This window comes from Hymenobacter psoromatis, from assembly GCA_001596155.1.
Classification (GTDB): domain Bacteria; phylum Bacteroidota; class Bacteroidia; order Cytophagales; family Hymenobacteraceae; genus Hymenobacter.
The window spans coordinates 4,123,123-4,135,134 of record CP014771.1; the positions used below are offsets into that span (position 1 = coordinate 4,123,123).

Genomic DNA, 12,012 nt, shown 5'->3' on the forward strand with positions numbered 1-12,012 from the left:
GAGCCACCGTGGGCGCTGCCGCAGGCGCAACGGCGGTAGTCGGGGGGAGTAGCAGCCGTCGCCGGTTGCGCCATGCCCGCCGTCTCGGCTGGTTTTTGCTGGCAAGCTGCGGCCAGCACAAGTAGCAGGCAAAAAGCAAGACTTCTCATAAGTGGAAGTACTCAGTGCTTAACCACTCGCAAGCCGATAGAGCCGAGGTGGTCGAAATTGTTGTCTGAGGTGTGCAGCTCAAAGCCTTAACTTAACTGAGCAATAGCATCCTTTATTCGACGCGCCTTAGCCAAAATTTCGTCCATTATTCGGTTCTCCTCTTCGGTAAAATGCAGTTTTGGCAACTGCAAAGGTCCTCGTGCTTCTTGCTCATCCAGAAAGCGCTTTACCCCATAAGCCCTGATATCTTCCGGGCGCAACGAGGTGCGGCCCTCGGCGCGCATCCGCTGAATAGGGTTGGGTGCAAAGCTCATAATATTTCTGTAATAAATTGATTAGTAAAACAACGCACTAAGTCTAGCGCAAGTTTACGCCACTTCAAATGAAATGAAGCGGTTGCTTACGAGGCGGTAATTGTCACAATGTTATTCCACCCTTATCTTACCCATCCGTTTATTCCCTCAGAATAGCGACGCAGGCCATGATTACCTTCTTTCTCAACGACCAACTCCTCCACACCGCCGAGCCGGCCGCCAGCGCCCTGCTCGATTTCGTACGCTACCACGAGCGCCTGATGGGCACCAAAATCGGCTGCCGCGAGGGTGACTGCGGGGCCTGCACCGTGCTGGTGGGCGAGCTGGCCGAAGGCGGCCAACGCATTGCCTACCAGAGCATGACGAGCTGCCTTACTCCCCTCGGCAACTGCCAGGGCAAGCACGTGGTCACGGTGGAGGGCATCAACCGGGCCGGCGGCCAGCTCACGCCGGTGCAGCGCGCCATCGTGGACCACCACGGCGCGCAGTGCGGCTTCTGCACCGTGGGCTTCGTGATGTCGCTAACCGGGCACAGCCTGGGCGAAAAGCCGGCCACCGAAGCCAGCACCCGCGCCGCCATCGACGGCAACATCTGCCGCTGCACCGGCTACAAGTCGCTGGAGCGCGCCGCCGCCGCCCTCACCGCCGAGCTGGCCGAGCGCCCCACCACCAACAGCGTAAAGTGGCTGAGCGAAAAGCAGTTCGTGCCCGCCTATTTCGAAGAAATGCCGGCCCGGCTGGCCGCCCTGCGCGCCGAAACGGCCACTACCGAAATAGCGCCTACCCCCTCCGCCAACGGCCACCCCGCATCGACCTCGCCCAGCGGCCACGCCCAGAGCCAGAACGGCCACGACCATTCGCCCATTCCGCCATTCACCCATCCGCTTCTGAGCGGCGGCACCGACCTGCTGGTGCAGCGTCTCGCTGAGCTGCGCCAGCAGCCCGTGCGCCTGCTCTTCGACCAAAGCGGCCGGCGCGGCGTGCGCCAGCAGGGCGGGCGCGTGGTGCTGGGTGCCGCCACCACGGCGGGCCAGCTGCTGGAATCGGAGCTGCTGCGCGGCTTGCTGCCGCGCCTGCCCGACTACCTCAAGCTGGTGTCGAGCACGCCCATCCGCAACATGGGCACGGTGGCCGGCAACTTCGTAAACGCCTCGCCCATTGGCGATTTAACGATATTATTCCTGGCCCTGGGCGCGGATGTGACGTTGGCCGACGCCAGGGGGGTAGGGCGGGTTTTGCCGCTGGCTAAGCTATACTTGGATTACAAAAAGCTGGCGAAAGCGGCCGACGAGCAGGTAACCGAAATCAGTTTCCCCGCCCCGCGGGCCGGCGATTTTTTCAACTTCGAGAAGGTATCCAAGCGCACGCACCTCGACATTGCCAGCGTGAACACCGCCGCCTGGCTGCGCCTCGAAAACGGCGTGATAACGGCCGCTCGCGTCTCGGCCGGGGGGGTAGGGCCGGTGCCGCTGCTGCTGCGCCGCACCAGCGACTACCTGCTGGGCCGCGCGCTGAGCGCCGAAACGGTGGCCGGGGTCAATGAGGTGATGCAGACGGAAATAAGCCCCATCGGCGACGTGCGCGGCACGGCGGCTTATAAGCGCCTGCTGCTGCGGCAGTTGCTGTTTGCGCATTTTCTGCGCTTCGCGCCGGAACTGACGCTGGCGGAGCTGCTGTAAAACGGAGTGGCACTCCGTTAATCGTCCGCGCCATTAGGGCGCAAAAATCTATTCTATTGCTTTGCCCGGTGCTCACGGAAACGGAGTGCCACTCCGTTTTACAAGCCAATGAACCACCTTGACCCCCAGCGCCACGTGCGCGGCGAATCGCAATACCTCGACGATGTGCCGGCGCAGCAGGGCACGCTCTACGCGGCCGTGTACGAGTCGCCGCTGGCCCACGGCGTGCTTAATAGCCTGGATTTGAGCGCTGCTAAAAAAGCGCCCGGCGTGGTGCGCATCTTCACCGCCGCCGACATTCCCGGCCGCAACCAGATTGGCGGCATCGTGCCCGATGAGCCGCTGCTGGCCGAGGGCCACATGCATTTTCGGGGGCAGCCGGTGGCGCTGGTGCTGGCCCGCACCGAGGCCCAGGCGCACGCGGCGCTCAAGCTCATTAGGGCCGATATTGAGCCGCTGCCCATCCTCACTGACCCGCGCCGGGCCGCCGCGCGGGGCGAGCTGATTGTGCCGCCGCGCACGTTTCGCATCGGCGACTCGGCCGGCGCGTTCGTGGGCTGCGCGCACGTGTTTGAGGGGGTAGCGGCGAGCGGCGGGCAGGAGCATTTGTACATTGAAACCCAGGGCGCTTATGCTTTTCCAACCGAGCTGGGCGGGGTAAAAATCATCTCCTCGACCCAGGGGCCGACGGCCGTGCAGCGCCACTGCGCCGTGGTGCTGGGGGTAGGGATGCACCAGATTGAGGTGGACGTGACGCGCCTCGGCGGCGGCTTTGGCGGTAAGGAAGACCAGGCCACGCCCTGGGCCTGCCTGGCCGCGCTGGGCGCTTTTCTGGTCAAAAAACCGGTGAAGCTCGTGCTCGACCGCATGGCCGACATGCGCATGACCGGCAAGCGCCACCCGTACTCGTCCGACTTCAAAATCGGGCTGAGCAAAGAGCTGAAAATCATCGCTTATGAGGTGACTTATTACCAGAATGCCGGCGCGGCGGCCGACCTCTCGCCGGCCGTACTGGAGCGCACGCTGTTCCACACCACCAACGCGTATTTTATCCCGAATGTGACGGCCACGGCCAACTCCTGCCGTACCAACCTGCTGCCCAACACGGCCTTTCGCGGCTTTGGCGGGCCGCAGGGCATGTTCGTCATCGAGTCGGCCATTACCAAAGCAGCTGAGGAACTGGGGGTAACACCGGCCGAGATTCAGCGGCGCAATTTGCTGCGCGAGGGCGACTTGTTTCCCTACCGCCAGCCGGCCGAACTGTGCCATGCTGCGCAAGCCTGGGACACGGCCGCCGAGCTGTTTGACCTGGCCGGGCAGCGGGCCGCAGTAGTCAGATTCAACCAAGAGAATCAGCTTTTTAAGAAAGGCCTGGCGGTAATGCCCATCTGCTTCGGCATCTCGTTTACCAAGACGTTTATGAACCAGACGCGGGCGCTGGTGCACATCTACACCGACGGCTCGGTAGGTATCAGCACCGGCGCGGTGGAGATGGGCCAAGGCGTGAACACCAAAATCGCGCAGGTGGCGGCCCGCACGCTGGGCATCTCGATTCATCGCATCAAAATCGAAACCACCAACACCACGCGCGTCGCCAACACCTCGCCCAGCGCTGCCAGCGCCACCGCCGACCTCAACGGCAAGGCCACCGAGCTGGCCTGCCAGGCTCTGCGCGAACGCCTGCTGCGCCACGCCAGCACCGAATTTACGGTTGATTACGAAGGTATTACCATCGAAAACGAGCAGGTGCTGGCCGCCGGCATTCCGGCCGAAACCACCTGGGAAAAGCTGGTGAGCAGCGCCTTCGTGCGGCGCGTGGCGCTCACCGAAAATGCCCATTACGCTACCCCCGGCGTGCATTTCGATGCCAGCACCGAAAGCGGCCACCCCTTCGCCTACCACGTGTATGGCACGGCCCTGACCACCGCCACCGTCGATTGCCTGCGCGGCACCTACACCATTGATGGCGTGCAGATTGCCCACGATTTTGGCCAGAGCTTCAGCCCCGCCATCGACCGCGGCCAAGTGGAGGGCGGCGTGGTGCAGGGCATCGGCTGGATGACCTTGGAAGAAGTGAGCTACAACGACGAAGGTCGCCTGCTCAGCAATTCGCTGAATAGCTACAAGATACCCGACCTGTATTCGGTGCCGCAGGTGTTCGACGTGCACTTCCTCGACACGCCCGGCCACCCCAACGCCATCCTGCGCTCCAAAGCCGTGGGCGAGCCGCCGCTCATGTACGGCATTGGTGCCTACTTCGCCCTGCGCGCCGCCGTGCGGGCTTTCCGCCCCAGCCTTTCCCTACCCCTCGTGGCACCCATGACGCCCGAGCGGGTGCTCGGCGGGCTATACCCGGCGTTTGTGGCAGCGCCGGCCGTCAGCAAGTAGCGCGAAGTTTTCACTTCGTGCGCGAGCAAAGCGAGCAGATGGAACCGCCCGGCGCGAACGACGATGCGCGCTTTGCTCGCGCACGAAGTGAAAACTTCGCGCTACTTGCTGCTAGCCCTTGGGTTTTTTGGGTGGTGCGGCTTGGGCGTTTAGAAGCCGCAACAGGTCGTCGGGGGTAGGAAGCTGGCGGGTGGGCCGGAGCCTGGCCGCGAACTGCCGCTGGTGGCTTTCCAGCAGGGCGCTTTGTTCGGCGGCGATGGCCGGGAGATATTCCAGGTGCTCGTTCACGATGTCCAGCTCGGGCAGGTCGGGGTCATACTTACCCAGGCCGGCGAAGTGGCCAGGCATTCGCTTGCGGGTGCCGGCGGCTTTTTCGGCCAGGGCGGCCAGCAGCATCTCGTAGCCCGGCGTGCCACCGATGTCTTCGGGCGGGCCGGCGCGGCGGCCCGCCGGGCAGCGGGCGGGGGGTAGGGGCTGGCCGGGGGGTAGGGGCGCGGTTTTTTCCAGCACCAGCTGGTGCTCCCAGTTGTCGCCCATGTCGTACACATAGCTGACTTTATTTTTCGGCTCCCGCAAAAACTCGCTTAGCGGCACCTGGCGCGGGTCGCGCCACCATTCACCGATAAAGTCTTCCTCGCCGGGCTGCACGGGTGGCGTGCCGGTCAGCAGCTGGCCGGGGCTGCCGCGCCCGGTGCTGAACTCGAACAAGTGGGAGTTTTCCCAGCCAAAAGCAATTTGCAGGGCAAAATGCAGCTCCCAAAACGTGAGCGTGTCGGGCAGCTCCAGCCGCCGCCACACGGCGGGGCTGGTGTCGGCCAGCGTTGCCTTGATGGTGAGTAAGTTAGCCATGCGGCGAAAGTAAGCCTGAAAGCCGGCCCCGGCCAGCGGCGCGGGCTAGGCGGCCGGCGCGGCGGCCTTGTCGGGCTGGGTGGGGGCAGGCGTAGGAGCAGGGCTAGGCGCAGGGGCAGGCGCGGCGTGGTCGGCCTCCGCTTTGGCGTTCTCCGCTTCAAGGGCTTTCTGCGCCTCGGCCCGGCGCAACTCCTGGCGCGACTTGGGCACGTCGCCTTTGCCGGCGGACCAGCCTTCGCGCTGGGTTTTGCGGTTGCCGTCGGTTTCCTCGGTTTGGTCGTGCAGCAGGATTTGCTGGGTCGGGAAGGGCAGGTCCACGCCGTTGGCGACGAGCTTGTTTTTGATGGCTTCGAGCACCTGGTCCTGGGCTTCCATGAAGTCGGCGCGGCGCGGCGGGTTTATCCACCAGCGGGCGCGGATGTTGACTGTGCTGCCGGCCAGGGCCACCACCAGGGCCTCCGGGGCGGGGTCGGCCATCACGCCCTTCACCTCGTGCATGGCTTCGAGTATCAGCTTGCGGGCGTTGGCGATATCGTCGCCGTAGCCGATGCCGACATCGTACTGCAAGCGGCGCTTTTCGTAGGCCGTGTTCACGGTTACGGCATTGATAAACAGCTCCGCGTTCGGAATAACTACCCGGCGGCCATCGTAGGTCATGATGGTCGTGGCGCGGGTCTGAATAGATTCCACGGTGCCTTCGTAGTCTTTATACTGTATCTGGTCGTTAATCTTGAACGGCTCCGTGAGCAGCAGCAGCACGCCGGCCAGGAAGTTCTGAAAAATATCCTTGAACGCGAAGCCGATGGCCACGCCGCCAATTCCGAGCGCGCTCACCAGGCTGGCCGGCGTGAAGCTGGGCACGATGATGGTAACCGTGACCAGAATACCCATGATGAGCGTGGCCACGTAGGCCAGACGGCTCAGCAGCACCCGCAGGCTCTGGCTGTCCTGGCGGTGCTGGGTCAGGCGCTCCACCAGCGAGCGCACCCCGCGGGCGGCGAACAGGAAGGCCACGAAGATAACAAAACCAAAAACCAGGTTGGGCAGCAGCGCCATAAACTCGCGGCCTATGTGGTTGATTTGCTGCCAGGCTATTGAAAAATCCATGCGGGAAGTAAAAGAGTAAAGCAGGAGCGCTACCGCCCCGCTATCCCCAACACGCAATTAGCCGGTTAAGGGTTGTCATTCTGAGGTTATTGGCTCGCCCTTACCCCCGCCGCCACCGAGCGGCATCCAGGCCCAGCGTCACGAGCAGCGCGTGGGGCAGGGTCACCACCGAAGCCACCAGCAGCGCCAGGCTGATGAGCACCGGCCCGCTCGCCGCCCGCGCCCATGCCAGGCCGTAGAGCACTGCCAGCGCCGCCACGCTAATGGCCAGCAGCGGGGCCGAGCGCCTCAAAAAAAAGCTCAGCCCGGCCCACAGCGAGTGCCCGGCCAGGGGGTAGCCCATCAGGGCGTTCATGCGCAGCACGTGCTGCAGGCTGTGCCAGAACACGAAGTACACGCCCGCCGACAACACCGGCGGCAGCGCCGCCAGCAAGAGGCCCAGCAGCAGCACTTCCCGCACATCAGTCAGCGCCAGCTGGCGCTGACTGGTCAAAAAATAGCTAACCCACAGCAGCGCGTGGCCGGCCAGCACCAGCGCGCCCAACCAGTGCGCCACCGCCAGCAAGGCCGCCGCGCTCACTGGCGCGGCCCCGGCCAGGGCCAGCAGGCCGTTGGTGAGGGCGCGCGTTTCGGCGGGCCAAAACCAGAGCGGCACCGCAAAGATGAGCCCACCCCGCAAAAGGCTGTGCGCCAGCCACTGCGCCCGGTAGCGCGCCGCCGCCGGCGCATCGCCCGAGCCCCAGTGCCAGGCCGACAAGCCAAAGAAAAACGCCACCGCCAGCGCCGGCTGCCACCACCACAGCAGCCCTACCCCCGCCGCCAGCCCCAGGTAGCCGCTTAAAAACACCGCCCAATAGCGCACCCGGTCGCGGGCCAGCGCGGGGTGGGTGGCGGGCACCACGTACTGGTCGCAGGCACCGTGGGCCACGCCCAGCAGCAGCAGCCCCAACAGCAGCACCGGCCCTAGCACCCAACTGGCCCAGCCGGGCAGCAGCCAGCCCACGGCCACGGCCACCAGCACCACCCCGTAGGAGTAGAGCTGGGGCCGCACCGTGGGCTGGCGCAGACTACCGGCCAAGCTAGGCCGTGGCATAGCCATCGAGCACCTTCTTCTCGTTGAGGCGCTCGTCGAGCAGGCGTTTGCCCACCAGGTAAGCCACTACCGAAATACCTACTTTATTGAACACGTCGAAGATGCTGAACGCGATGTGGATGTAGTTCAGGTCGATGCTTGTCATGGTCAGCATGTAGCCCAGCGGATACACGCCCCAGGTCGTAACGGTGGTGATGCCGATAAACTTGAAGCCCCAGCGCTCGGTGTCGTTGGCGCGCGCCGAGAATTTCTTGTATAGCCCATATAGCGCCACGATGGCCACCACGTAGCCCACCGTTGAGATAGCGCCCCATAGCAGCTTGCCGCTGGTGATAATCTCGCCGGCCGCCGTCAATTGCTGCTCCCCGATGTAGCCCGTCACCACCATAAACAAGTCGGCCAGCAGCATCACCAGGATGGCCGTAGCCGCTTCCTGGTACTGAATGCGCAGCATCGACGAAGCTTTCAGCAGCAGCAGGGGAGTAGTCACGGCCCAGTCCATGTAGCGATACTGCCCAATGGCCTGGTAGCTGTGGCGGATGAGGGCCGTCCGCGCCTCGGGTGAAGTCAAGTGGCTGAGGTCTTGCAGCATCCCGTGGTAAAACCGCGTGATGAGCAAATACGACACGCCCGCCACGATGGCGATGACCCCGCCATAAGCCCGCGAAATGCGGTGCTCGGGTGCCACACTCTGGTTGGTAAGAAAGCTAAAAATAACGTTGCCCAGAAAGCAGTAGGCCGCAAAAGTCATGAAGAAATAAGTAAGCATCGGTATGATGCCTACTTCCCCGGCGGTCGGAACGAATGAGTCAGCGAAGGTCATTGGAAAAGGAGTTAGAAAGTGAAAAACAAGCTGTTAAGCTGGCCCTTTCCTACGCATTAAGCTAATTAAGCGTTGGTAAATAACTGCTTCATAATGTGTTCATTATAAATGCACTTTGTGAATTAGCCCGACTATAAAAGAAGTTTAAATAATTGTTATTCAAGAAGATTTAAACTAAAATAAGCTTCTGGCCTGGCAAGCCGGCAGTAGTAGGAAGCTAAAGCAGGGCAATCAAATGCCGGAATTATGTACGATTGACGGCTAAATACCTCCGGCCTACCCCTACGCTTTACGGCGGCCTTGCAGGATGCGGTAAAAGGAGCGCGTCTCGATTTCCTCAATCGTGAGGCCGGTGGGCACGATGTCTTCTTCCGAAATGGCCCCGCAGTTCAGCGCGCGCAGGAAAAAATTGAGCAAGCCCTGACCAGTGGCGGCATCGTCGAAAATGTCGCCGGTGAGGGTCGAAATCGCGGCCCGGTCCACGAAGGTTTTGAGGCGGTGCACGGCGCTTTCGTAGGCGCTGAGGAAGAAATTGTAGGTGGCCGCGTAGCGCATGGGCAGCTGCGCGGGGTTCAGGTCCCAGCCCTGGTAAAAGCCGTTGATGAGCGAGTGTGTGGTGTGGTGGTAGGCCTGGCGCCAGCCGCTATGCACGGCCTCCTGGTTTTCGCGCAGCTGCGCAAAGCTCAGGTCATCGCCTCGGTGCGGACCAATGGGCATCACGTTGGTGGCCCCGTCGCTCAGCCAAATGCCGGTGCCGCCCAGCGCTACCTTGGTCATGTGGTGGGCAAAGTCGCACACCGGGTGCGCCATCGTCTGGTACCGGGCCGTGATGCCGGCCGAAGCCGTGTAGTCATACGTGCCAAAGTGCGCCGCGATGCAGCGCCCCTCGCTGGCCCGAACGATGCGCAGGAGCGGGTTGCGCCCCTCGTCGTCCATAATAATCTGGGTGGCTTCCACCATCGTTTCCATTTTCAAGATGCCGGGTGCCAGGTTGTTAGCCTTTTCCAGCAGCTCCAGCAGGCGCACCATCGTGGTCATCTGCTCGGGTATCGTCACCTTGGGCAGCATGATGACGAAGTTGGGGGGTAGGGCACCGCCAGTGGCTTCGAGCAGGGTGCTCAGGAAGATGTCGAGGGTGCGCACGCCGCGCGCCTTCAGGTCTTCGGTGAAGGGCTTGATGCGGATGCCGATGAAGGGCGATAAGGTAGTAGCAGCCATGCCTTTGGCCACTTCCTGGGCGGCCTGCACGGCGGTGGCGTCTTCCTCGGCATCGGGCCGGTTGCCGAAGCCATCCTCAAAATCGATGCGAAAATCTTCCACGGCCTCGGTTTTGAGCTTCTGCACTAGCTTGTTATACACGGTGTAGGCCAGCCAGGCGGGCTCCTGGCGGCGCTGGTCGGCGGGCAGCTTGTCGAGGTAGTCGGTGAGGTTGTGGATGTCGGTTGAGAGGGTAGGCAGGTGTTCGTGGCCGGCCAGGCTCAGCACCCGCGCCAACTCCACGAAGTTGGGCGCGTAGGTCTGCAGGTTGCGCAGCGCGATTTCGCCCATTCGCCCGCAGGTATCGGCCTTAAAAAGGTTGGCCCCGCCATAGACGGTGTGCACGGGCTGGCGGTCGGGCCGGTCGCCGGGGTAGGTTTTTTGGAACGCTAGATTGGCCTCGCCGAGCTGGTCGAGCAAAGCGGTTTTATCGGAGTCCTGAAGGCTGAGTTTCATGGGGTAGCAAAAGAGTTGAATAGATAAGTAGCGCGAAGTTTCCCCTTCGTGCGCGAGCGCAGCGAGCAGGCGGCACTGGGCGGCGCGCCCAACTATGCTCGCTGCGCTCGCGCACGAAGGGGAAACTTCGCGCTACGGCTCACGAGCCGCGGTAGGTGCTGTAGCCGAAGGGGTTAAGCAGCAGCGGCACGTGGTAATGCGCCGCATCGGCCACGGTGAAGCAGATTTCCACGAAGGGGTAAAAATGGATTAGCCCGTCGCGCTCAAAATATTCCTGGGTGAAAAATTTGAGCTTATACATGCCCGGAGCCAGGATTTTAGCCTTGGGCAGTAAATCCGGAATGCGGCCATCGGCATTGGTAGCGCCGCGCGCGATTTCGCGCCAGTCGCCGCCGGCCGGCTCAAATAGCGCGATGGTGACGCCCGCCGCCGGCCGGCCCTTGGTCGTGTCGAGAATGTGGGTGGTAAGTTGGCTCATGCAAGTAGTTTTTCGAGGCGAAGGTGCGTGATTTTGGCCTGCTCGCCCATCGCAACTTGGATTTCAGTGGCCGGCTCATTCGGCAGCCGGGCTTGCAGCAGCGCCAGCATCTCCGCCGCCGACTTACCCGTGGCGCACACGATAAAGATGTAGCCAAATTTTGCTTCGTAAGCCGCATTGCCCGCCGCCAGCGCCGCCAGCGTTTCATCCGAAGCCTGCCGCACCGCGCCCTGCTCGCCCGCCGCCCAGGTGGCCGTGCTGGCAAATTTCTCGCGCAGCGCGCCCACATCCCCGATTTTAGGATGGTGCAAAAAAGCCTCGCGCCAGTCGGCCTCGGCCAGGTTGTACCACGTGCGCCCGGCCGCTTCGTAAAGCGCCGTCGCCGAGGCGAAGGGAAACTGCTGGCTCAGGGTAGCGACCCAGGCAGTGGCCCCGCAGCAGGTAGCTAGCGCCTCGGCGCGGGCGGGGGGGGTAGGGCGTTGAGGTCAGCGAGGGGCATAAGCAGTAGCGCGGACTCTGCGAGTCCGCGCGTAGAACGATAATGAAAAGGCAGCGTGCAGGCTGTGCAATGCGCGGACTCGCAGCGTCCGCGCTACACCACCGTCGGAAACCGGTTCACATTCTTATAGTAGATATACACCGACGGCTCCTTGCCAATCGAAGCGGCCCACTGCTGGCAGAACGGCGCCATCCAGATGGAGTCGCCCTTCTGCACCGGGTACCACTGCTGGTCAAGCATATAGATGGCCTGGCCCTGCAAATAGAGCAGGCCGTGCTCCATGATGTGCGTCTCGACCATCGGCAGGTTGCCGCCGGGCTGGTAAGTGAAAATGTTGACGGCCATATCGAAACCCAGCTCATTGGGCAGTAATTCCTGGATGCGCAGTGCCTCGTCGTTCATGTAAATGGGCGCTTTGCTATCGTCCTTTTCGCCCCAATGCACACCCGGCACGGCGTGGCCCGCCAGCGGCTCATACACTTTGTGGAAGGTGAGAATCTGCGTGTTAGCTGTGGGGTTTTTGAAAACGTAGGACTGCCCCACGGGCACGTACACGAACTTGCCCACCGTCAGAATCCGGCTATCGTCGCCGATGGTGGCCTGCACCTGGCCCTGCACCACGTAGAAGAAAAGCTGGCTGGCCTCGGTGCGGCCCGTCAGCTGCCCGGCCTCGGTGAGTGTCACGAGCATCTGGCAAAGCCGCGCGCCCATCTGCTCATTAATGAGGACGTTGACGGTGCCGCCCGTCCAGCCGGGCACGTTGCTATTGATGTAGCCATCGGGCGCGATAATGGCGTGGTTGCGCCGGGTAACGGAGCGGGTGGTCGAGCCTAGTTGCATAAGGTGAGGTAAAGAAAGGGGGGTAGGAAAAGAGGTAAAAATCGTTTGTCATTGCGAGCGCAACGAAGTGGAGCGCGGC

Annotated in this window: 10 protein-coding genes and 1 pseudogene; 2 read left to right on the top strand and 9 right to left on the bottom strand. The window is 62.7% G+C overall.

Going from position 1 to position 12,012, the window contains the following annotated elements; all coding sequences use genetic code 11:
• Positions 1-236: 236 nt before the first annotated feature.
• Complete coding sequence (locus tag A0257_17610; protein AMR29830.1) at positions 237-434, bottom strand: hypothetical protein; 198 nt, start codon at positions 432-434, stop codon at positions 237-239.
• 197 nt (positions 435-631) lie between these two features.
• Between A0257_17610 and A0257_17615 the strand changes: the two genes are divergently transcribed.
• Complete coding sequence (locus A0257_17615) at positions 632-2,143, top strand: hypothetical protein (GenBank protein AMR28735.1); 1,512 nt, start codon at positions 632-634, stop codon at positions 2,141-2,143.
• 108 nt (positions 2,144-2,251) lie between these two features.
• Positions 2,252-4,531 carry a xanthine dehydrogenase gene (locus A0257_17620; protein ID AMR28736.1) on the top strand — a complete coding sequence of 760 codons (2,280 nt, stop codon included), beginning with the start codon at positions 2,252-2,254 and terminating at the stop codon, positions 4,529-4,531.
• A 111-nt stretch (positions 4,532-4,642) separates the two neighbouring features.
• Here A0257_17620 and A0257_17625 read toward each other — a convergent pair whose 3' ends face one another.
• From A0257_17625 to A0257_17660, 8 genes and pseudogenes are all read right to left on the bottom strand, one after another.
• On the bottom strand, positions 4,643-5,380 hold the full coding sequence (locus tag A0257_17625; GenBank protein ID AMR28737.1) for a hypothetical protein: 738 nt from the start codon (positions 5,378-5,380) through the stop codon (positions 4,643-4,645).
• A 45-nt stretch (positions 5,381-5,425) separates the two neighbouring features.
• Positions 5,426-6,487 (bottom strand): mechanosensitive ion channel protein MscS, encoded by a 1,062-nt coding sequence (locus tag A0257_17630; protein AMR28738.1) that lies wholly within the window; start codon positions 6,485-6,487, stop codon positions 5,426-5,428.
• A 100-nt stretch (positions 6,488-6,587) separates the two neighbouring features.
• Positions 6,588-7,565: a hypothetical protein gene (locus tag A0257_17635; GenBank protein AMR28739.1), complete on the bottom strand. Its 978-nt coding sequence runs from the start codon at positions 7,563-7,565 to the stop codon at positions 6,588-6,590.
• 1 nt (position 7,566) lies between these two features.
• Complete coding sequence (locus tag A0257_17640) at positions 7,567-8,331, bottom strand: hypothetical protein (protein ID AMR28740.1); 765 nt, start codon at positions 8,329-8,331, stop codon at positions 7,567-7,569.
• A 354-nt stretch (positions 8,332-8,685) separates the two neighbouring features.
• Entirely contained in the window at positions 8,686-10,116 is a 1,431-nt protein-coding gene (locus A0257_17645) for a phosphoenolpyruvate kinase (protein AMR28741.1), read from the bottom strand.
• A 139-nt stretch (positions 10,117-10,255) separates the two neighbouring features.
• Positions 10,256-10,594, bottom strand: coding sequence for a hydroxyisourate hydrolase (locus A0257_17650; GenBank protein ID AMR28742.1), 339 nt, complete (start codon positions 10,592-10,594; stop codon positions 10,256-10,258).
• Positions 10,591-11,093: pseudogene (locus A0257_17655) on the bottom strand (OHCU decarboxylase). Before A0257_17655 ends, A0257_17650 begins: the two are co-directional and overlap by 4 nt.
• A 93-nt stretch (positions 11,094-11,186) precedes the next feature.
• Positions 11,187-11,933, bottom strand: a complete 747-nt coding sequence (locus A0257_17660) for a cupin (GenBank protein ID AMR28743.1) — start codon at positions 11,931-11,933, stop codon at positions 11,187-11,189.
• Positions 11,934-12,012: the final 79 nt, after the last annotated feature.

What these genes read in the sequence shown, in the direction of transcription:
- A0257_17625 (AMR28737.1), bottom strand. Translation starts at nt 5,380, where the DNA reads ATGGCTAACTTACTCACCATCAAGGCAACGCTGGCCGACACCAGCCCC.
- A0257_17645 (AMR28741.1), bottom strand. Translation starts at nt 10,116, where the DNA reads ATGAAACTCAGCCTTCAGGACTCCGATAAAACCGCTTTGCTCGACCAG.
- A0257_17615 (AMR28735.1), top strand. Translation starts at nt 632, where the DNA reads ATGATTACCTTCTTTCTCAACGACCAACTCCTCCACACCGCCGAGCCG.
- A0257_17640 (AMR28740.1), bottom strand. Translation starts at nt 8,331, where the DNA reads ATGACTTTTGCGGCCTACTGCTTTCTGGGCAACGTTATTTTTAGCTTT.
- A0257_17630 (AMR28738.1), bottom strand. Translation starts at nt 6,487, where the DNA reads ATGGATTTTTCAATAGCCTGGCAGCAAATCAACCACATAGGCCGCGAG.
- A0257_17610 (AMR29830.1), bottom strand. Translation starts at nt 434, where the DNA reads ATGCGCGCCGAGGGCCGCACCTCGTTGCGCCCGGAAGATATCAGGGCT.
- A0257_17650 (AMR28742.1), bottom strand. Translation starts at nt 10,594, where the DNA reads ATGAGCCAACTTACCACCCACATTCTCGACACGACCAAGGGCCGGCCG.
- A0257_17660 (AMR28743.1), bottom strand. Translation starts at nt 11,933, where the DNA reads ATGCAACTAGGCTCGACCACCCGCTCCGTTACCCGGCGCAACCACGCC.
- A0257_17620 (AMR28736.1), top strand. Translation starts at nt 2,252, where the DNA reads ATGAACCACCTTGACCCCCAGCGCCACGTGCGCGGCGAATCGCAATAC.